The organism is Microcoleus sp. A2-C3, assembly GCF_036706065.1.
Classification (GTDB): Bacteria; Cyanobacteriota; Cyanobacteriia; order Cyanobacteriales; family Microcoleaceae; genus Microcoleus.
The window spans coordinates 243,645-264,205 of record NZ_JAUBVX010000001.1; the positions used below are offsets into that span (position 1 = coordinate 243,645).

General features: G+C 47.8%; 16 protein-coding genes. 7 read left to right on the top strand and 9 right to left on the bottom strand.

The features are described 5' to 3' along the window. Positions 1–381: 381 nt before the first annotated feature. Positions 382–1,752, top strand: coding sequence for a thioredoxin-disulfide reductase (trxB, locus tag QUB66_RS00950; protein ID WP_332967588.1), 1,371 nt, complete (start codon positions 382–384; stop codon positions 1,750–1,752). 318 nt (positions 1,753–2,070) lie between these two features. On the opposite strand, the gene QUB66_RS00955 is transcribed toward trxB, so the two are convergent. Then, complete coding sequence (locus tag QUB66_RS00955) at positions 2,071–2,205, bottom strand: hypothetical protein (RefSeq protein WP_332967586.1); 135 nt, start codon at positions 2,203–2,205, stop codon at positions 2,071–2,073. Between the two features lie 4 nt (positions 2,206–2,209). On the opposite strand from QUB66_RS00955, the gene QUB66_RS00960 reads away from it, so the two are divergent. Next, a complete protein-coding gene (locus QUB66_RS00960; protein ID WP_332967584.1) occupies positions 2,210–3,094 on the top strand; it encodes an ABC transporter permease in 885 nt (294 codons plus the stop codon). 723 nt (positions 3,095–3,817) lie between these two features. On the opposite strand, the gene QUB66_RS00965 is transcribed toward QUB66_RS00960, so the two are convergent. Next, a complete protein-coding gene (locus tag QUB66_RS00965) occupies positions 3,818–3,970 on the bottom strand; it encodes a hypothetical protein (protein ID WP_332967582.1) in 153 nt (50 codons plus the stop codon). Between the two features lie 55 nt (positions 3,971–4,025). Between QUB66_RS00965 and QUB66_RS00970 the strand changes: the two genes are divergently transcribed. Continuing rightward, a complete protein-coding gene (locus tag QUB66_RS00970; protein WP_332967580.1) occupies positions 4,026–4,742 on the top strand; it encodes a potassium channel family protein in 717 nt (238 codons plus the stop codon). On the opposite strand, the gene QUB66_RS00975 is transcribed toward QUB66_RS00970, so the two are convergent. Next, positions 4,699–6,318 carry a cation:proton antiporter gene (locus QUB66_RS00975; RefSeq protein ID WP_332967579.1) on the bottom strand — a complete coding sequence of 540 codons (1,620 nt, stop codon included), beginning with the start codon at positions 6,316–6,318 and terminating at the stop codon, positions 4,699–4,701. The two genes, QUB66_RS00970 and QUB66_RS00975, sit on opposite strands and share 44 nt — an antisense overlap. A 1,123-nt stretch (positions 6,319–7,441) precedes the next feature. On the opposite strand from QUB66_RS00975, the gene QUB66_RS00980 reads away from it, so the two are divergent. Beyond that, on the top strand, positions 7,442–7,606 hold the full coding sequence (locus tag QUB66_RS00980; protein ID WP_265238627.1) for a hypothetical protein: 165 nt from the start codon (positions 7,442–7,444) through the stop codon (positions 7,604–7,606). A gap of 133 nt (positions 7,607–7,739) precedes the next feature. On the opposite strand, the gene QUB66_RS00985 is transcribed toward QUB66_RS00980, so the two are convergent. Further along, entirely contained in the window at positions 7,740–8,045 is a 306-nt protein-coding gene (locus tag QUB66_RS00985; protein ID WP_332967578.1) for a hypothetical protein, read from the bottom strand. Between the two features lie 239 nt (positions 8,046–8,284). On the opposite strand from QUB66_RS00985, the gene rpoD reads away from it, so the two are divergent. Beyond that, the gene (gene rpoD, locus QUB66_RS00990) at positions 8,285–9,454 is read left to right on the top strand and encodes an RNA polymerase sigma factor RpoD (protein ID WP_265238623.1); all 1,170 of its coding nucleotides are present in this window, start codon (positions 8,285–8,287) and stop codon (positions 9,452–9,454) included. Between the two features lie 206 nt (positions 9,455–9,660). On the opposite strand, the gene QUB66_RS00995 is transcribed toward rpoD, so the two are convergent. Then, a complete protein-coding gene (locus QUB66_RS00995; RefSeq protein ID WP_265238621.1) occupies positions 9,661–9,813 on the bottom strand; it encodes a chlorophyll A-B binding protein in 153 nt (50 codons plus the stop codon). Between the two features lie 125 nt (positions 9,814–9,938). Then, positions 9,939–11,381: an ABC transporter ATP-binding protein gene (locus QUB66_RS01000; protein WP_332967577.1), complete on the bottom strand. Its 1,443-nt coding sequence runs from the start codon at positions 11,379–11,381 to the stop codon at positions 9,939–9,941. A 64-nt stretch (positions 11,382–11,445) separates the two neighbouring features. Here QUB66_RS01000 and QUB66_RS01005 point away from each other — a divergent pair, with 64 nt between their 5' ends. Then, a complete protein-coding gene (locus QUB66_RS01005) occupies positions 11,446–11,580 on the top strand; it encodes a hypothetical protein (RefSeq protein WP_332967576.1) in 135 nt (44 codons plus the stop codon). A gap of 144 nt (positions 11,581–11,724) precedes the next feature. Here the strand turns inward: QUB66_RS01005 and QUB66_RS01010 are convergent, their stop codons facing one another. Next, complete coding sequence (locus QUB66_RS01010; protein ID WP_332967575.1) at positions 11,725–14,277, bottom strand: DNA gyrase/topoisomerase IV subunit A; 2,553 nt, start codon at positions 14,275–14,277, stop codon at positions 11,725–11,727. Between the two features lie 86 nt (positions 14,278–14,363). Beyond that, the gene (locus QUB66_RS01015; protein ID WP_332967573.1) at positions 14,364–14,666 is read right to left on the bottom strand and encodes a hypothetical protein; all 303 of its coding nucleotides are present in this window, start codon (positions 14,664–14,666) and stop codon (positions 14,364–14,366) included. 618 nt (positions 14,667–15,284) lie between these two features. Here QUB66_RS01015 and QUB66_RS01020 point away from each other — a divergent pair. Beyond that, positions 15,285–15,680 carry a response regulator gene (locus tag QUB66_RS01020; RefSeq protein ID WP_265238613.1) on the top strand — a complete coding sequence of 132 codons (396 nt, stop codon included), beginning with the start codon at positions 15,285–15,287 and terminating at the stop codon, positions 15,678–15,680. 535 nt (positions 15,681–16,215) lie between these two features. Here the strand turns inward: QUB66_RS01020 and QUB66_RS01025 are convergent. Continuing rightward, positions 16,216–20,394 carry a DNA-directed RNA polymerase subunit beta'' gene (locus QUB66_RS01025; RefSeq protein ID WP_332967570.1) on the bottom strand — a complete coding sequence of 1,393 codons (4,179 nt, stop codon included), beginning with the start codon at positions 20,392–20,394 and terminating at the stop codon, positions 16,216–16,218. Positions 20,395–20,561: the final 167 nt, after the last annotated feature.

Consider the following 20,561-nt stretch of genomic DNA (forward strand, 5'->3'; position numbering starts at 1 on the left):
CTTAAACTTAAAAATGCGAGTTTTGCATCAAAAATTGTGATTATTGCATTTATAGATTTTGCTTCTTCCATGTCCTGAAAGGGTTTCAGCCTACGCGCAAAAAAATAGTCGTAGCACCGCTTGAGTATCGGAATTGTATAATAGCTCAAACGGCGCACTTTCGTCAAGTAAATGAGAATGGAATCAATAGTGAGGGATGGTAATTTTTGGGGATTTTCGGAGATTGATTGAACATTTAAAACTAAATTAGTTTTCCTATCGTATTTGCTTATCACATTAGCTTTAATTGTCCCGATCGCCCTCAACCCCTCAAAAATAGAAATATGCTTGATGCTGCTAGAATTGATAAAACGAAGTCGTTATGAGTTCAAATAAATAATTATGACCGACAAAACCGTAGAAAACCTAGTAATTATCGGCTCAGGCCCAGCAGGCTACACCGCAGCCATCTACGCCGGGAGAGCAAACTTAAAACCCGTAGTCTTTGAAGGCTACCAAATGGGAGGCATTCCCGGCGGTCAACTGATGACCACCACAGAAGTCGAAAACTTCCCCGGCTTTCCCGAAGGTATCACCGGGCCGCAACTGATGGATCGGATGAAAGCTCAAGCAGTGCGCTGGGGTGCGGAATTATACACAGAAGATGTAAGTTACGTTGATTTAACTCAGCGTCCGTTTACAGTGCGATCGGAAGATAGAGAAATCAAAACCCACACCATAGTAATCGCTACAGGCGCAACTGCAAAAAGATTGGGCTTGCCTAGCGAAGATATTTACTGGAATTTGGGAATATCTGCCTGTGCGATTTGCGACGGTGCTACCCCAATTTTTAAAGGAGTTGATTTAGCTGTCATCGGCGCGGGCGATACCGCAGCGGAAGAATCTATTTATTTGACAAAATACGGCTCTCACGTACATATGCTGGTGCGCAGCGATCGAATGCGGGCTAGCAAGGCTATGCAAGACCGAGTGCTGAGCAATCCTAAAATTACCGTCCACTGGAACACCGAAGCTGTGGATGTTTTGGGAGTGCCGGGGAGCAAAATGGATGGGTTGAAAATTAGAAATATTCAGACTAGCGCTGAGAGTGATTTGCAGGTGAAGGGATTGTTTTATGCGATCGGTCATACTCCCAACACTCAACTGTTCCAAGGTCAGCTAGAACTCGACGAAGTAGGCTACATCGCTACCAAACACGGCGCGGTAGAAACTAGCGTCGAGGGAGTTTACGCTGTTGGTGATGTGCAAGACCACGAGTTTCGCCAAGCTATCACCGCAGCAGGTAGTGGTTGTATGGGGGCGATGTTGGCAGAGCGTTGGCTGTCAGTCAATGCTTTAACCCAGGAATTCCATCAAACCGAGGAATCCGAGCTACCCGCCGCAGCGCCGGAAGCTCCCAAAGTCGGCAAAACTAGCGAGAATTTTGATATCAACGACACGCGCCACGAGGGAGGTTATGCTTTGCGGAAGTTGTTCCACGAGAGCGATCGACTGATTGTAGTTAAATACTCGGCTTCGACTTGTGGCCCTTGTCACAGCCTCAGACCGATTTTGAGTAAAGTGGTAGATGAGTTCGATGGCAAAATCCACTATGTAGAAATTGACATCGAAGAAGATCCAGAAATTGCTGAAAATGCTGGCGTGATTGGTACGCCGACGATTCAGTATTTCAAAGACAAAGCTATGGTGACTGAGCTCAAGGGAGTTAAGCCGAAAAGTCAGTACCGGGAGTTAATCGCCAACAATTTGTAGGACTTACTCGCGGGTTGCCAGAAACCGGGTTTTTCACGAAAATACGTGTTGTAGCTGGATAACCCACAAAAAAAAACCCGGTTTCTTGACTCGCAGCGGGTGATCAACAATCCGGTTTCTAGCTTGCACAATCGTCAGCTCACTTTTGAGGCGAGAAACCGGGTTTTTAGCGATATCCCGGACTCCGCGCCACATTTTCGTAAAAAACCCGGTTTCTAACCAGTATTGAGCGCATAAGGGAGAAAATTTTCGGCTATTTCAGGTTTTGTTAGGCTTTCTGCTACTAGAATCAAAAAGTCTCATATTGGTCGATCGCAATTATAGCAACCACACCCAGCGCTTAAAACCTTCTGAATTGCTAAAACCCCTTCTTCCCTCTTCCTGAATTTCCCCCCTTGGGGGGGGCAGGGGGGGGTTGACTTCTTCCCTCTTCCTTCTTCCCTCTTCCTTCATAAATATGACTCAAAGCCGCCTCCGACTGCCACGATTTCTCAACACGGCCTCACCGTCAAGCCTGTCAATGAAAATGATGTGGGCGGGTTTAACAATAACTGCCGTGTTTATATTGGTAGCCACCTTGTCTCCGGCTATGCAGACTTGGGGATGGCTGCAAAATCCTACCGATGCTTTGATTAATCCTATCCACGAACCGCCGTCGGCGAATTATTGGTTTGGGACTAGCCGCAGTGGCTACGATGTTTTTTCCCGCACCCTGTTTGCTTCGCGGGCGGCTTGGCAAGTGGTGATTTTAGCCACAGCTTTGAGCTTGTTTATCGGTGTACCTTTGGGTTTGGTTAGCGGTTATTTGGGCGGTAAGCTCGATCGCGTGTTGTTATTTTTAATGGATACAATTTATACTTTGCCGGGGCTGCTGCTGTCTCTGACACTAGCCTTTGTAGTGGGAAGAGGAGTTTTCAATGCTGCGATCGCCCTAAGCATTTCCTATATCCCTCAATACTACCGCGTCGTCAGGAATCACACCACCAGCGTCAAAAACGAATTATTCGTCGAAGCCGCACGAGCAATGGGTGCTGACACTTGGACAGTGCTGTCGCGCTACCTATTTTTGAACGTGATTCAGAGCGTACCCGTGCTATTTGCGCTCAACGCCGCTGATGCAATTCTAACATTAGGAGGCTTAGGATTTCTCGGTTTAGGACTCCCCGAAGAAACTCCAGAATGGGGACACGATTTGCGTTTAGCCTTAGATGCGCTACCCACCGGCATTTGGTGGACAGCCTTGTTTCCCGGTTTGGCCATGACTTTAATGGTAGTCGGATTATCTTTGGTAGGAGAAGGATTGAACGAATTTGTCAATCCTCGGCTGCGGAATCAACAGTAATTTGTCTGGTAGTTCAATTAAGTTCGCAGTCAGGACTTGAATCTTTTCTTCTTCTCTTTTCTGACTTCGCGCCCTTTACGTCTTCGCGGTTCGTTAAAATAGGTATTATTTAACGAACTGGCGGTTCAGAATCAGGTGAGGTACTCGCCAGTTAATTACTAATTCCATAATTACCCAATCTCAAATCGAAAATCTAAATCTATACCTCACTCACTCGAAAATTGCTATATTGTCAATGTGTTGTCAATTATCCAAACTTTGGGAGTGTTGACTGAATAGTTTTTACCCACAAAAGACACCAGGCTCTCCTGGGTTTATGGTGTATACGGTATTAAGCACAACTGTTTGTGATTCTATGATGCCCTCGGAGTAAGGATATGCGGTTTGCTGATCACCACAAAATCAGGAGAGCCAGATACCAATCAGTTGGAAAGGATATAGCCTTTCGATCTCTCATATGAGGTACTATCCGGCATAGGGCTATGGGCATAGGGCTATCCTCACTTTACTTTTTTGATAACCGCTATAAACGTCTGACAAAAATCATCAACTATCTTGACAAACATCTGTGTTTATCTGCTTTTCATCTGCGGTCAATCTATCCATAAAAAAAATTATCAAATAGGTCAAAACTCTCGCTCATTAATAAAAACTATTTCATTAGATATCTTCCATTTCCAACCTCGCTAATCCTGAAAAGCATCTGCGTTGATCTGTGTTTATCTATCTTACATCTGCGGTTTGTAGATCGATCCCGTGACTTAAGCAAGAAGTCTCTACTTCCAACAAACGATCGACTCTAGCTTGAGAAAAGCGAATCAGGTAGTCGTTTCCCAAGTGAAAAGCGTAAAATTTACCTGCTGTGACTTGCACCATTGAGAAGCTTATAGTGCTAAATCAGTAGTGTTCATTTTTAGGGCGATAGTTAGTTATGTACGTATTAATTGGTGGAGCAGGAATGATGGGGCTGGGTTTAGCCCAGCAGTTATTAAAACTCGGTCACACAGTTGCGATCGTCGATACCGACCCCCTTGCGTGTCGCTTTGCCCGTGAAAAAATTGGAGTGATGGCATTTGAGGGCAGCGCAGTCAGTACAACGGTTCTCATCGAAGCAGGAATCAAACAAGCCAACGCAGTCGTTTCAGCCCTCAGAGATGATGCCTTGAATTTAGCGTTGATCACATTGTCCAGAAGCTATGGCATTTCCCATATTGTGGTGCGAATGCGCGATCGCGAATTCCTAGAAGCCTATCGCCTCGCTCAAGCCAGCCACATTATCAGCACCACTGATTTAGCAGTCGCAACAATGGCAAATGCGATCGAATACCCGGAAGTTGAGTCGATGATGCACTTTGAGCAAGGACAAGTGGAGGTGCTGAAGCTGCCCGTTCCAGGCGATTGTTATGTGGCCGGTCGCACCGTTGCCCACATTGCTCAAGACCCCCGCTTTCCAACAGGTTCGCTGATCATTGGTTATCAATGCCATGCCTGCGCCAATTTGGAGATTCCAAACGGCAACACCGTTCTTGAAGCAGGTTCTACGATCCTGGTTGTTACCCGTCCTGAGCTAGTTCACCCCATGATTGATTATTTGGGCATTCGCGCTAGTCATCTTCCAATTTTAGAAGTTTCTCATCCAAATCTTTAATGTAGGGCCCAACCAGTTCTTCGGGAATGATGCGCTTCCGTAGCGCATCGCTAACGGCCCCCTTTTCCGCTAAGAGCAATCGCCGTCGAATAGTATCTAACCCAGCCCGATCGCCCTTGATGTGACTTGCTCGATGTTGATTGTAGAGTTCGCGCAGCACACGCTCCGACTGTGCCACCCGTGCCTGATAGGATGCCCATAGCTCTTCGTAGACTGCCTTGGGCAATACGCCTGATTTCAGCAAACTATCTAGCTCGTCTTGAGCGGCCTTGCAAGCAATCAACTGAATCTGTAACTGCCCAGTTTCCTGCGTGACATCAGAAACACCGCTAATTTTCAGCCGTTTGACAAACCAAGGTAAACTTAATCCCTGCCCAACCAGAGAGAACAGAACAGCACCGAAAACCAGCGCAATAATGTTATCCCGTCCTGGCAAAGTCAGCGGAATACTTACAGCCAATGCCATTGAAAGAGAGCCTTTAATGTTCCCTAAAAATAAAATATGCTGCCAGCGTAGGGGAATCGGACGATCGAACCACCGCAGACCAGCTAACAACGGATAGACCGAAAGAATCCGTCCCAGTTGATAAGCTAGGATGACGAACAGAATAGATGGCAAAATGCTCAACAAAGTGCCTGGGTTAATTTCGATGCCGATCAGGAGAAAAATAAAGGTGTTGACACTAAACCCCGCATATTCCCAGAAACTCAATAACGTAATTCGATCCGAGGCAGACGAACTGCGAGGAAGTCCAAGGTTGCCAAAAATGAGTCCGGCGATGACCACAGCCACCGCACCCGATACTCCCAAAAATTGCGCGATCTGGAAGGTTCCTAATGCTAGAGCTACGGTTAGTAAGAGACTACTCAACCGATCGTTTAAACGAACAAATATCGGTAGGCTCAAGTAGCCGAAGATGGCACCCACGAGTCCCCCACCCAAGCCGACTAGGAGTAGTTCCTTCAGGCCTTGCACAACGGTGAGAGATCCTGTCGCATAAATGACCAAAACCAAATTGAATGAAATCAGAGCAGCCGCATCGTTGAACAGGGTTTCTCCTTCGACAATGGTGGATAATCTCGAAGGCACACGGATCTCCTTAAAAACCGCGATCATCGAGACAGTATCAGTGTTTGCCAAAATGACTCCGATCAGTAATGCGGGAATCCAGTTTAGCCCCAGTCCAAATTTAACCAAAACAGCGATAATTGCCGAGGAAAAGATCGAGCCTGGACCCGCTAGAATTGCGATCGCTTTAAAGGTGCTTCGCAGACGGCTGATATCCGTGTTGATTGCCGCTTCAAAAATCAGAATGGGCAAAAAAAGATTCAACACTAAAGAAGGGTCTAAACCAATTCGACGCGACAAGAGTTCTGTAATTGGCAAACCTGCTAGCACTAAACCCGTAACATAGGGAATTCGCAGTCGCTGAGCGATCAGTGCAACCGCTGTTGCAATCATCAGCAGAATGATTAGGATAATGACTAATTCAGGAATGCTCCCTGCCGTTTGGCTATCTGTTGCAGCAGGATTGTTGCCCAAGGGGGTCTGTTGCGCTATAATCCACTCCATCATTGATACTCCTCCAATAAACTCGCTTGCCTCACAGAAATTGAGAGCTTAGCTACTGTTTGAGTCTACAGGAGACCATTCACTTTGTTGTGTGCCTGCAATGTATGTGGTGTATTTAGATGAATGCCGCTACAACTGAAACAACTTCTCTGAGTTGCTTGGACGATTTAGGCGATCGTCTCAGGGAAAACCCATCTTAATAGTTCAACAACCTGAAAAAGGAAGAGAAAAGCAACGAAAAAATTAAAAATTTAAGGGATATGCAGCATCAATAATCAACAGGTCTAATCAACTTGGCCAGGGTTTTCAGTACAGACACGGAGCAAAATTTTTTCCTGATAGCGAAATACCCTAGCTATCGAGCCGCATGATTTAAACCAGAGTGGGGGATCGAGCCCGGATACCTGCTTTCGGAGGACAGGCTGTAAATAAATGTAACAAAAATTTTAACATAGCACCAGAGTCGTATTGCTTAAAAGCTTTGAACGAACTCGGCAGCTTTTGTCCGGTCAAACAGCAAGCACATCGCTACACTGGGTAAGTTTCTTTTTTTTTAAAGTTATCCTCCGCCCTCCGTTGCAGCAGCGTCTGCTGGGGCTTTGTTCTGTCTGCTGGAAATTTTTCACACAACACCAGTAATTTTACTTAAAATTGATGAATTTGCTTTGTCAAAGCTTCACACTGTTAGGATATATTTAAAGTAAATATGAAGTTGTGGTTCCGGAAAATAGCGAATTGTCTTGCTTGTGAGAATGTGCGATCGCGCAAGTGCGAGCCGAAAGCCAACAAATTTTAGAGAAGTTTGCAGCCGGGAGTTGCGTGGCGGGTTAACTCTGATTACAATTTATCCGGGTGGTTTTTGCCACCCTCCGCGACAAATTCGTGTGGAACTGCTTAAATGAGAATGTGACGTTAAGAACTTAATGTGATTTAACGTCAAAATTAAACCCAATTTCTGAGATTTGAGCTAACTTAACAAAGAAAGCCCCTGTTGCACTACTAAACCCGCAACGCTTCATTTGGGGTCATAGTCGGTCTCTAATCTGGAGTTGCCGACTTACAACGAAAGCTCGTAAGCTTTATTCAATCGCACATTGCGTATGATTCAATTCAGGGAAACAGGGTAATGATGGGTGCATCTACACGGATTGTATTGGTCCTAATTCCGGCAAGTCAACAATTGTCTGCTAACTGTCTGGCCAACTACGCCGCAGCCGTTCACCCAGATATGCGCAGCAAACAGCGCCGTTCGATCGCGTCCAAGTTTTTGCGGGCCGTTCTCAGGATTTAACTGAGCCCGATATCAGTCAGTATTGTTAAGCTAAGCTGACAAAGTTCTTCTGGTTCTTGACAAAAAACGGAAAATAACTTCCATTTTTTGTGAGAACGGCTACAATCGGAAGGGTCTTTGTAAGATCCGATTCTCACCGTTTGGTACTCCGACCCTCTGCTGTTACATTTGACAGCAGACCCGCATCCAAGGTGGCGAAAGTTTGCCGTGCAACTGTGATGTCTGACGACATCGTGAAAGCAGCAAGCAAATCAAAAGTGGGACACCCCATAACAAAAAAGTTAGAGGGCTCCGTGCCGGAAAACTTGTACGGGTGAAAAATCGAAGTACCGAGTAAAAAAAGCCAGTATTTGTTGAGGTGCGATCGCATCTCTGGGTTCAATTCTCGCTTGCCCGGTATCGCAGATGATGCGGTAACTCGTTGCTTTGCAGTAGCCACACGCTCAATCTAAGGTTGCGACATAAAACCCTGGGATCAATAAATGCGATCGCTACTTCAAACCAGAACTTGAACTTTGACCCAGAACTGGTGCAATTTCGGTAACAACTTCAGTTACAGACCAAAAACCCATTATTTCTTCCTGCGGGAATGTCAATACTGGCTAACTTGTCTAAACTACAAACAGACACTATTCCACTGTTATTTATTCTTGAATTTAGGAGCATGAGGAAGGCGGCATGATCCAGACTAACACCGTACTAGAAACCAAAATCAAACCCAAAATGGAAACAATCGATTTGCTTCGGAGCCCCGAAAGCGTTCTACCTGAGAGCGAGTTAGAACTCTTTATCGACGAAGAAGATGATCGAGAAGATTTTCTAGAAAATCCATCTGAGGAAGAAGACACTAAATCTGCCAAAGGTGTCAAAGCTCGTCGTCGGGCTCAGGCAAAGAAAAAGCATTATACTGAAGACTCTATTCGTCTTTACCTGCAAGAAATCGGTCGGATTCGACTGTTGCGAGCCGACGAAGAGATTGAACTCGCCCGTAAGATTGCAGATTTGCTGGAATTAGAGCGAGTTCGAGAACAACTTCTCGAAGAGTTAGACCGCGAACCCAAAGATAATGAATGGGCTAATGCTGTAGATATGGCACTACCTGCATTTCGTCACCGACTCCACGTCGGTCGGCGGGCGAAGGAGAAAATGGTGCAATCAAACCTGCGTTTGGTGGTATCGATCGCCAAAAAGTACATGAATCGCGGTTTGTCGTTCCAAGATTTGATTCAGGAAGGCTCTTTGGGTCTGATTCGGGCTGCTGAAAAATTCGATCACGAAAAAGGCTACAAATTTTCCACCTATGCAACTTGGTGGATACGTCAAGCCATCACCAGAGCAATCGCCGATCAATCCCGGACTATCCGCTTACCGGTTCACCTTTACGAAACCATCTCGCGGATTAAGAAAACCACCAAACTGCTTTCTCAGGAAATGGGTCGCAAGCCTACGGAAGAAGAAATCGCCACTAAGATGGAGATGACGATCGAGAAGTTGCGCTTCATTGCTAAATCCGCACAGTTGCCTATTTCTTTAGAAACTCCGATCGGCAAAGAAGAAGACTCGCGTTTAGGAGACTTTATTGAATCTGACGGGGAAACGCCAGAAGATCAAGTCTCGAAAAACTTGCTCAGAGAAGATTTGGAAAGCGTTTTAGATACCCTCAGCCCACGAGAACGAGATGTACTCCGGCTGCGTTACGGCTTAGACGACGGGCGGATGAAGACCTTAGAGGAAATTGGTCAAATCTTTAACGTCACTCGCGAGAGGATTCGCCAAATCGAGGCTAAAGCTCTGCGGAAGTTGCGCCATCCCAACCGTAACAGCATCTTGAAAGAATATATCCGCTAGAGTAATTTTCTAGCATCACCCAAAAGAGTGATTCGCTCTTTTGGGGTGGAACCCCCATCCCAAAAGAGCGATCGCTTCTAAATTTGTACTACTACATACATCGTGGTAATTCCTGATTAGTAGATAGTCAATTGCCATTAAAAATTTTGGGAGTCCCTGATGGAACCCCCAAGCTTTGCAGTGTCTGAAAAGTCTTAACTAGAAAATTAGATCAGGCCCCAGAAGTGAAGCAAGCCTTGACCGGAAACCAATTCAATGACGACAGCGGCAGAGAAACCAATCATTGCTAAACGACCGTTCCAATTTTCAGCTCCTTCGCTGAAGCCCCAGTTCCAAGCGTTGCGTTTTTGTTCTTGCATAGTATGAACTTCCTTCGTTAACTTTTGTAAGGCTTATGTAAATTAATATAACATTCACTTGAATAAAGTGCAAGTGTGTGGTGCGTGATATTGGTCACAAAGGTCGATCGACCTTTCTCCTGTTCCTACCGAGGAAAAATAGCCAACTCGGTATCCGGGTCAAACAAGTGAATCTTGTCATGGGTGATCGCCAGCCAAAGCTCCTCACCAACACGGATCGATCGCTCAGGAGGAACCCGCACCTGCATCCGCACAGCCGGAGCATCAGTCAAACACACCCGCAAATAAGTTTCGTGTCCCAAAGCCTCCACAATTTCCACTTGTACAGACAGATTTTTGGTAGCAGGAGGGTGAATGCTCAGATGTTCTGGGCGGATGCCCAAAATTAGCCCTCGCCCGTCATATTTTTGTAGATTTTTCGCCCAAATATCAGGTAAAGTAAAGCGAAATTGCGGGTGAGAAATCAACAACGGGGCGGTAAATTGCACAGGGAAAAAATTCATCGGCGGAGAACCGATAAACTCAGCCACAAACAGATTAGCCGGCTTGTTGTAAAGCTCCAGAGGTTGAGCGACTTGCTGAAGCTGACCTGCATTCATAATAGCAATGCGATCGCCCATAGTCATCGCCTCAGTTTGGTCGTGAGTCACATAAATAGTGGTAGTGCCCAACTGGCGCTGCAACTGCACAATTTGCGATCGAGTTTCCGCCCTCAACTTCGCATCAAGATTCGATAGCGGTTCGTCCATCAAAAACACTGCGGGATTTCGAGCCATCGCCCTCCCCAAAGCCACCCGCTGCTTTTGCCCTCCTGAAAGTTGTTTCGGCAAGCGATTTAACAGCGGTTCTATTTGCAATAATTGAGCTACCGCCCTAACTCGTTCTCCTACCGCCTTCTCCCGTTCCGACAAATAGCGCAAACCCGGAGGAAGCTTGCGAGTTGCTCCTACCAAAAAATCCTCCCCTAAAGTATATATGCGATCGTTGTTTACAGTATTAGAAGCTAAATAATTAATCACCTCTTCTAGCTTCTTTTGGATGACTTCTGCCTGAACCCGGCTGCTTTTTTCTGTCTCTGTCTCTGTCTTTTCTTCGCTCTTCCTTCTTCGCTCTTCCTTCTTCCCTCTTCCTTCTTCGCTCTTCCCTCTTCCCTCTTCCTTCTTCCCTGTTCCTTCTTCCGTTTGTGAGCGACGTAATCCAAAGGCGAGATTATCGTAAACTGTTAAGTGAGGATAGAGAGCATAATTTTGAAATACCATAGCGATATCTCGGTCTTTAGGAGGCAAATCGTTAACGAGCCGATCGCCAATCCAGATATTTCCCGCTGTCAAAACTTCCAAACCGGCGATCGATCGCAGCAAAGTGCTTTTTCCGCAGCCAGAAGGCCCCACCAGCACCATAAATTCTCCGTCTTCGACCGTCAGGTTAATCCGCCGCAAAACAGTGTTAGACGAAGAGCTAGGAGTCTCTATTGATACACTTTCTGCGACGTTGTTTGCTGCTTTTTCCTGTTCTCCTTGGCGGAGTGGAAAACTTTTGTAGATATTTTCTAATACAACTTTCGCCATCGGACAATTTTAGATTTTAGATTTTAGACTAGGGCATGGGGAATTGGGAATTGGGAATTGGTAATTGGTAATTGGGAATTGGGAATTGGTAATTGGTAATTGGGAATTGGGAATTGGTAATTGGGAATTGGGAATTGGTAATTGGGATATTCAAGGAAGGAGGAAGTTCGGCAACGAGCCGTGTACAGGATTTAAATGATTTAACGGATGGATGTTGAAGTCAGAAGTCAGAGGTCACAAATCAGATTAATGCCCAATCCCTCCGCTTCGCTTCGCCCAATGACCTGTTTGGCCAATGACCTGTTTGGCCAATGCCCAATGCCCAATGCCCAATGCCCAATGACTATTGACTGCTAATAACCTTAATAATTTTCTCACCAGGATTGAGGTCAAAAACCCGATCGCCCGGAGCATCTTTCCCCCAAAAAGCTATAGCATCAGTAGTTGATCGCAGCAAGCGACCAGAAGTAGTAAAAAGTTTAACATCCGTACCCGGAACAGCGCGCAGCAAGCCAACCAAAGCATCTTTAGGCTCTGTAAAGCGAAAAGCTTGAGTGCCAATTTCGCCACGGTTAGTAAGTCTAACAGAACCCGCAGGCATTCGTTTAGCCCAACCCAACTCCGAAAATAGTACCAGACTGTCTTCCCGGTCGATCGTAATACAACCCACCAACTGTTCCTGCTTCCGCAACCTAGTCACTTGAGAACCCTGGGCGGTGCGGCCCATTGGCGGCAATTGTTCGTCATCGATATCAAATCGGAGGACTCGGCCTCCCGAAGTTGCAACAGCCACTTGGTCGCCAACTTTGCTAAGACTTGCGCAGCGCAGTCGATCGTCCTCCTTGAGTTTAACAACAGTAATGCCACGATTAGTCAACTCAGCAAATTCCTGCATCGGCAAGCGCTTAATTTTGCCTTGCTGAGTCAGAGTTACTAAATCGGCCGCCTCCGAATTGTCCGGCAAAATAAAGTGTGCAACTGTGATTTCCGAGAAAGCACGACCTGCACTTTCTTTAGTAGCACTGGGCGACAACAAACCAACAATCGGCGTTCCCCGGTCTTTGGCGCTACTACTAGGAATATCAGCCACTTTTAGCGGGTAAGCTTTGCCATTAGGAGTTAAGACTACCAAAGTGCGATCGGTTTTCGTCAGGTTAGCCGTCACAATAAAATCTTCATTCTTTTCTAAAGCTGAAACCGATTTTTCGCGACTTTTCGAGCGCGGACGTTCCCCTGCCGGCAAGCGTCGCACATACTGCTTGTGCGAAAATTCAACAATAGTTTCCTCTGGTTCTAGAACGGGCAATAAGTTAGGCGAAATTGTTGCCGGTAACAACGGTTTTACACCAGCGTTTTTCTTACCCGAAGCTTGTGGTTCGGCAGTTGTCGCGCGTCCAGTTCCATTGGCAAATTTAGTGCGGCGGGGGTCAGCGTACTTGCGTTTTAGCGATCGCAATTCCTTCTTTAAAGCCTTCAAAAGTTCGCGTCTGTCACTCAACAACCGCTGCAATTCTTGAATATTCCCCGTCAACTCATCCAACTCAGCTTGCAAATGTTGCCTTTCCAAACCAGTCAGCCTGCGCATCGGCATCGCCAAAATTGCATCAGATTGACTTTCGCTCAAATTAAGACGAACTTGGAAAGTTTGCTTAGCAGTAGTACCGTCAGGAGAATTTCGCAGAATGTCGATCGTAGTATCGAGATTTGTCAAAGCCAACATTAAGCCTTGGACAATGTGACAGCGACGTTCTGCCGCCTGCAACTCGTAATTGTAGCGGCGTGTCAGAGTCACTTCTCGGAAATCCAGAAATTCCTGCAACAACTGTCTAAGTGTCAACTGTCGCGGTTGACCATTGACAATTGCCAACAAAATCGCGCCAAAATTTGTTTGCAGGTCAGTTTGTTGATAAAGACGAGCTAGCACCGCTTCCGGGGTAAATTCCCGCTTGAGTTCAATCACAACTCGAATCCCCTCGCGATCGCTCTCATCGCGCAAATCAGAGATACCATCAAGACGGCCGGCATTCACCAAATCCGCCACCTTTTCAATCCAAGCCGCCTTATTCACCTGAAACGGAAACTCCGTCACGATAATCGCTGTTTTAGTCCGCACCTTGCGATTACCAGGCACTTCTTCCACTCCAGCCACACCCCTGACCGCAATGCTACCTCGACCCTTAGTGTAGGCATCAACAATGCCCTCTGTAGAGACGATTTCCCCTCCGGTCGGGAAATCCGGGCCCGGAATTAATTCGATCAACTTCTCATCCGAGAGTTCTGGATTTTCAATCAAAGCAATTAAACCGTCCACCACCTCGCCCAAATTGTGAGGCGGAATATTAGTTGCCATCCCCACAGCAATTCCGGTACAGCCATTGAGTACCAGAAACGGCAACTGAGCAGGTAGTGCCGTCGGTTCCTGTTCGGAACTGTCAAAGTTACCAGTAAAATCAACGGTTGCCTCGCCGACTTGGGTTAGCATGGCTTCGTGGGCGATCGATGCCAGCCTAGTTTCCGTGTAGCGCATCGCAGCAGCCGGGTCATTGTCCACCGAACCGAAATTGCCATGACCAGCCAGCAAAGGATAGCGGCTCGAAAACTCCTGAACCATGCGCACCAGAGCGTCGTAAACCGATTGGTCGCCGTGGGGGTGATATTTCCCCAAAACATCTCCAACTACCCGCGCGCACTTGCGATAAGGTCGGTCTGGTGTCAAACCGAGTTCGTGCATCGCGAATAAAATTCGACGGTGAACCGGTTTTAAACCGTCGCGGACATCAGGCAAAGCTCGCCCGACGATCACACTCATGGCATATTCGAGGTACGATTGCTGCATCTCGGTATGCAGAGGCGTAGAAATTACTTGCCCGGAAAGTAGGTTGAGTTGTTTAGCCATGAGTCCTTGTGTCCGTTAATTCCTGAGTGAAGACAGCCTCTGTCAGTCGATTTTAGATTTTAGATTTTAGATTTTAGATTTTAGATTTACTTGCAGCTTTGAATCAGGGTGCAGGAACTAGAGTCTAAAATTTTGGGATATCCACGACGATTGTCGGGGGCTTGTACCCGTTTTTGGGCGGGGTCAATAATGCTCAGGTTGCCTGTCTCGATCGAAAAGCGTTTGCCGCAGACGAACCGAAAGTTCGACCCGCCCAGCGGGAGAAGCAAAATAAATTTAACAGGTGAAACCAGAATCAGAGTGCCGAAGACGGGCAACACTTGCCTCTTACTCTCCACTCTTACACTAACCTCTATGTTGCCGACAGGAGCGCCTACTTGTCTATTCACCGCCCGCCGTCAGAAGGTTGATTCACAGTCATGCTTTTTCTTATAATCGCTCACAAATGCCGATCGTTCAGAATTGGGCGCCGTCAAAAGCTCTGCTCGCGAGCTCTCAAGCCTCTGACACCAGCTCGATCGACTGAAGCGTCGATCTTTTCAGCTATATCGATCGGTCAAAACTGAGAATTGGGAATCTCAACAATCTCCCGCTAGATTCGCTACTCCGAATGCTGAGGCGGGAGTATGTGAATAAACCTTGCTTTATTCTCAGAGCTGAAAAAAAAATGATTGTCACACCTCACCAACTCTAAGTCGGAGGCCCAAGCGAAAGACAGGATACTAGAAACCTGCTACCGGGGAATCTTGAAATTCTCACCAGTGTCAGGTCTAGTGCTAAAAAACAACTAAACTGTCTGTGTGTAGTAGTCTAAATTATGGTACTTGATGCTTCTAGGCATCTGTACACCCTCTGACAGTTACTCGCCCAAGGAATATATGCGGGTTTTGCAGAGTTCCCGGCTGATGGCGATAAAAACTCTGCATTTTTGACGGGGAATGTAATCCCCGTGTCGTGTTCCTCTTTGGACTCCAGTCGCAAAGTTTCTATACTTCCCATATTTATTTATGAAAACCGTTCTGATTGTAGAGGACGATTTGGTTAATGCTCGGGTTTTTTCCAAAATACTGACTAAGCGGGGGGGCTTAGCTGTCAAGCACACGGAAAATGTTGAAGAGGTGATGCAGATTGCTGCTGCCGGTGAAGCTGATTTGATTTTAATGGACGTGTCTCTTTCACACAGCGTGTACCAGGGAAAATCTGTTGACGGCATTAAGATTACTCAATTGCTGAAAGCTGACCCGCAAACGGCCTCGCTGCCGATTATCTTGGTGACTGCTCACGCGATGGCGGGTGATAAAGAAACCTTTCTGAATCAAAGCGGTGCCGACGGTTACATCTCTAAACCCGTAGTAGACCATCAAGAGTTTGTCGATCGGATCAAGGCTTTGCTCCCTGAGTGAGCGAACCATATTTGAAGAAGGAAGTAAAGCCAACGGATTCGTCGGCTGCTAGAGATGTGATGGATGCAATCTTGTCGGGAAGCCGCGAAGATTTTAGTTCAATACGCTTGGGTTAGCGGTCTTTTACGAATTCGCTCTTACTATTTTATGGGAAATACAGGCAGCTTTTAGAACTCAGACTGTTCTTAACCCAAGCCGATTGGGTTTTAGTTATCGTCGCGAGAGAAGTTATAAGGAAGAAAGAGTTTTAACTGTTTGTTAATTCAAACAATTAAAACTCTTTCTTTTCAAGTTTTCTTGAATTCTGATTTATACCTTCGGACGAATATCTCGTGCCTTCTTTTTTCGGGCGAGTTGATGTGCGGTTCGCCTCGATTTAATCGCACTTTCGGCTATGAATTCTGAGTTCTAAGTTTTGAGGCGAAAAATTTAAGATTTTTCAACCAACGCTTTAGCTAAGCGTTGGTTGGGACGAACCAAAAAAATTGCCGCACAGTTCAGGATCGCTGTCTGCGCGACAATCTCAAAAAACTTCTTAGTCTTCGTCCTCGTCGAAGTCCTCGTCGAAATCATCATCGATCGGTCCTAAGGAATCATCATCAGTATCAGGGACAAAATCGTCGTCATCAACTTCAATTTCCTCAAAATCGTCATCAACATCAACCTCAATTTCAGAGACAGGGGCGACATCAAAAGGACTCTCGATCGTATACTTGCGGCGGGCAGTGCGATCGTCCACCACGACATCTTCCTGCAAATCGTGGATATCGTCATCAAACACAGCACCATCAAAACCAGCATCCTGAACACTAGCATCCTCATAGGCATTAAACCCAGTCCCGGCAGGAATCAAGCGGCCGATGATCACGTTTTCCTTGAGGCCGCGCAGCCAGTCAGACTTGCCCTCGATCGCAGCTTCAGTCAGCACCCGCGTGGTTTCTTGGAACGAAGCAGCAGAAATAAAGCTGTCGGTATTGAGCGAAGCTTTGGTAATCCCCAGTAGTACCGGAGTATAATCCGCCGGCGCTCCACCAGTAATTGACATCGCCTCATTCACCTGTTCCACCTGCCGCAGTTCGACTAACTCGCCGGGGAGCATGGTAGTGTCGCCACCGTCCTCCATCCGCACTTTGTTGGTCATCTGGCGGACAATCACTTCGATGTGTTTGTCGGAAATATCCACACCCTGAGACTGGTAAACCGATTGCACTTCGTTGACTAAGAAAGTCTGCACCTGCTGGAAGCTCTCCAAAGCTGCCTCAAAGGTAGGCTGGCGCTCTTTGAGAACTTGGAAAAATACTTCCAGAATTTCGTGAGGATTGGCGGGGCCGTCGGTCAAAGCTTCGGCGACGCCCACACGCTGTCCGTCAGAGACGATCGGGTTTTGGCCAGGTAACAAAGGATACTGCTCGATCCTGCCGTCATCCTCTACTACCGCGAGTTCGACAATATCGTCGTCGGTAGCTACCTGAGCCGTCCCCGGACGCTTAGCTAAAATACAAGCTTCCTTCGGTTTCCGTCCTTCGAGTAGTTCTTCAATCCGGGGCAAACCTTGAATGATGTCCCCGGTTTTGGCTCGCTCGAACACCAGGATGACTAAGTTGTCGCCGCGTTGCACCAAGTCGCCGTCGTCTACGTGGAGCACTGCACCACCAGAAACTCGGTAAGGACGGGCTACCCGCAGGACTATTTTGGCTTCTTCTCCGTTATCAGAAGCCGGTATAACTTTCACGACTTGACCGGACTCTTCCAGAATCACTCCCGGTGCTACCTCAGTACCAGCTACCAATAACTGACCAGGGCTGACTGCTGGTGTACCCGCTACTGAAACTGTCACAGAATCCGCCTCCCGCATTACCAACAATCGGCGTACCGGTTCGTTGAGTCCTTCGCGGATGCCCCGGACGATACCTGCTTCTTTGCAGAGAATTTCGGTGCGGGCTACCACTGCGCCAGGGGCGATCGACTGTCCGTCTTCTACCAACAGTCTGGTGTGGGTACTACCTTGAGTCGGATCTGCCGATACGTCCCGCCGAATTACCAGCGATTCCAAAATCACCAACTGCAAGCGGAAAATCCGAGAAGGCGCTGGGGCTTCTTCGCCTTCTACCAGAGCCAGTTCTTGCGACTGCACAATCGCATCAGATAGACCCCAAGCCGGGCCGGAACCGTCGGCTCCAAAAGCCAAAGCGTCCCCATCATCGGGTAGGAGTTCGATATCCGCTGCCAGTTGCGGCGCGCCGGAACCGATTTCTAAGATGAGCTGAGTCCGCAGGAGTTCGAGTCCTTCGACTGATTTGACGCGCTCTCCGTCTTTGTAGGGGAGCCGCTGGACTGCTTTGAGGGAGATGGACTCGTTGAGTGCTGTCTGGGAAGGTATGGGCGGTTTGTCGGGTACTGGAAACTCTACTACTGGCCGCAGCAATAAGGCTGGGCCTTCGGGGGTTTCGATGTATTCGGCATAGCCCAATTCTTCGGCAATTAATCCGGGGAAGATTTCTTGACCGGCGCTGACTATTTGACCTTCGCCCAAGGTTAGTGGTGGGCGATCGACTGCGTGCATGGTTCCGGGCTTGATCACAATTTCCCGGAGGATGTCGTTTTTCTGGGTGACTTCTACCGCGCCACTGGTTTGGCAGAAAATATCTTTGACGACTTCGGTGCCGGCTTCGACGTATTGGCCATCTTCTACTAGCAGCAGGGAGATGTCTTTGTTGACTTCGTGGCACTCTTCGGCAATCCACAGCAGAGTGCCGCCTTTGACTACTTCGTAGCCGAGTTTGGCTTTGCCGCGCTTGTGGACTTCGACTCCGGCGTATTTGACGATGCCTCCGGTGGCGGTGCGGTAGCTGTCATCAAGCAGTTCGGCTACGACTTCACCGTTGATGACTTTGCTCCCCGGCGCTGTTTTCAAGGAAAACCGTTGGTTGGAAGCAGTTTCGATGATGTAATGTTCGCGGCCGCCGGCGCTTTCCGATCGCACAATTGCTTGATCTAGCAACACTTGAGCGGTGATGATTTCGATTTCTCGCTCGTCGGCGATGCGGACTACGCCGCCGTGTTCGGAGACGAGTTTCGTTTCGGCGATGACGCTTTCTGCCACGATGCGATCGCCATTTTTGACGGCCGGTTCGGCGCCCGGGAGTAAGTTATAGACTTCTCCTGAGAGAATCCAAATCAGTCCGCCTCTGCTGGCGGTGCGAGTGGTGTTACCTTGGCGATCGGTTTTTTCTTCTGGTACTAAGTCCGCAAACTTGGCTTCGCCTGCTAAATCGGAGGCTACGTCGGTTGTGACTTTTTCTGTGGTTTTGCGGGCGGCGCGTCCGACGATCGGCACTTCTGCCAAAACTTGACCGGAGATAGCGCGCTGTCCGTCTTTGACCATTAGGGTGGAACCTTGGACGATCGCGAATTCAACTTTCAGCTTCTGATTTTTCGCGCCGGATTTGCCTTCTTCATAGCCTTCACCCTCCAATACGAGTTTGCCGTTGTTTTCGGCGACGAGGGCTTCTTCGCCATGTCTAGTGCGGAAGGCGCGGGTGCGTAAATTCTTAAACTTTGCCACGCCCGGGAATGGTGCTCGTTCTTGTTTAGCAACTTCTCCAGTAAATACGCCGCCTGTGTGGAAGGTACGCATGGTGAGTTGGGTTCCCGGTTCGCCGATCGACTGGGCGGCGATAATCCCGATCGCTTCTCCCATGTCTACCATTTTCAAGTGGGCGAGACTCCAACCGTAGCAGGATTGGCAAACGGAACGGGTGGCTTCGCAAGTTAGGGGCGATCGTAAATATACTTCCGGCACTCCAGACTTACCGATTTCCCCTGCCAGCTCTTCAGTAATCGGCTGATTTCGGACGGCTCTTTCGTTGCCATAGGTCACGATTTCTTTGGTTTTGGGGTGCACCACATCTCGTGCCAACACCCGCCCTAGCAGCCGATCTTTCAGGGGAATCAGCACGGTAGCGCCGTCGGTCATCGGCCGCACGCGAATCCCGCGCTGAGTGCCGCAGTCTACTTCACGCACGATGACATCTTGGGATACATCCACCAACCGACGAGTCAGGTAGCCGGAGTCGGCGGTACGCAGGGCGGTATCTACTAAGCCTTTGCGGGCGCCGTAGGAGGAAATGATGTATTCGGTGACGGTGAGTCCTTCGCGGAAGTTGGTTTTAATGGGCAAGTCGATGATTTCTCCTTGGGGGTCTGCCATCAATCCGCGCATTCCGACGAGTTGCCGCACTTGGGAGATGTTCCCGCGCGCGCCGGAGAATGCCATCATGTACACCGAGTTGAGGGGGTCTGTGGCTCGGAAGTTTTTGACTACTTCATCTTTGAGGTCTTCTGAGGTGCTGTTCCAGGTGTCGATTACTTTTTGGAAGCGTTCGACTTCGGTGATTTCGCCTCTGGTGTATTTCTGTTCGGTGATGCGGATTTCTTCTTCGGCTGCATCGAGCAGTTGTCGTTTGATTGGGGGTACTTGCAGGTCGTCTACGCTAATTGAAACTCCGGCTTTTGTGGCAAACCGGAAACCCAAATCTTTGAGTTTGTCGGCCATTTGCGCTGTGCGGGCCGTTCCATAGTTCATGAAAGACCAAGAGATTAGTTTTTTGAGCTGACCTTTGTCAACAACTCGATTGCGAAAAACAATTTCCTTATTTTCCTTATTTTCTGTCATTTTTCTACTGTTAGTAATTTGATAAGAGTCATTAGTCATTAGTCATTAGTCATTGGGCATTGGGCATTGGTCATTAGTCATTAGTCATTAGTCATTAGTCATTGGTAACTGCTAATCAATACAGGATTCAAGCCACATATAGCGGTTCTCAAGCGTGGTGAGGTATGCCCCATGCCCCATGAATGCCCGATGCCCAATGCCCGATG

Bases quoted from the DNA above. Each gene is read 5' to 3' on its own strand.
- QUB66_RS01020 (WP_265238613.1), top strand. From the start codon at position 15,285: ATGAAAACCGTTCTGATTGTAGAGGACGATTTGGTTAATGCTCGGGTT.
- QUB66_RS00975 (WP_332967579.1), bottom strand. From the start codon at position 6,318: ATGATGGAGTGGATTATAGCGCAACAGACCCCCTTGGGCAACAATCCT.
- QUB66_RS00955 (WP_332967586.1), bottom strand. From the start codon at position 2,205: ATGAAGGAAGAGGGAAGAAGGAAGAGGGAAGAAGTCAACCCCCCCCTG.
- QUB66_RS01010 (WP_332967575.1), bottom strand. From the start codon at position 14,277: ATGGCTAAACAACTCAACCTACTTTCCGGGCAAGTAATTTCTACGCCT.
- trxB (WP_332967588.1), top strand. From the start codon at position 382: ATGACCGACAAAACCGTAGAAAACCTAGTAATTATCGGCTCAGGCCCA.
- QUB66_RS01000 (WP_332967577.1), bottom strand. From the start codon at position 11,381: ATGGCGAAAGTTGTATTAGAAAATATCTACAAAAGTTTTCCACTCCGC.
- QUB66_RS00980 (WP_265238627.1), top strand. From the start codon at position 7,442: ATGATGGGTGCATCTACACGGATTGTATTGGTCCTAATTCCGGCAAGT.
- QUB66_RS00995 (WP_265238621.1), bottom strand. From the start codon at position 9,813: ATGCAAGAACAAAAACGCAACGCTTGGAACTGGGGCTTCAGCGAAGGA.
- rpoD (WP_265238623.1), top strand. From the start codon at position 8,285: ATGATCCAGACTAACACCGTACTAGAAACCAAAATCAAACCCAAAATG.
- QUB66_RS00965 (WP_332967582.1), bottom strand. From the start codon at position 3,970: ATGGTGCAAGTCACAGCAGGTAAATTTTACGCTTTTCACTTGGGAAAC.
- QUB66_RS01025 (WP_332967570.1), bottom strand. From the start codon at position 20,394: ATGACTAATGACTCTTATCAAATTACTAACAGTAGAAAAATGACAGAA.
- QUB66_RS00960 (WP_332967584.1), top strand. From the start codon at position 2,210: ATGACTCAAAGCCGCCTCCGACTGCCACGATTTCTCAACACGGCCTCA.
- QUB66_RS00970 (WP_332967580.1), top strand. From the start codon at position 4,026: ATGTACGTATTAATTGGTGGAGCAGGAATGATGGGGCTGGGTTTAGCC.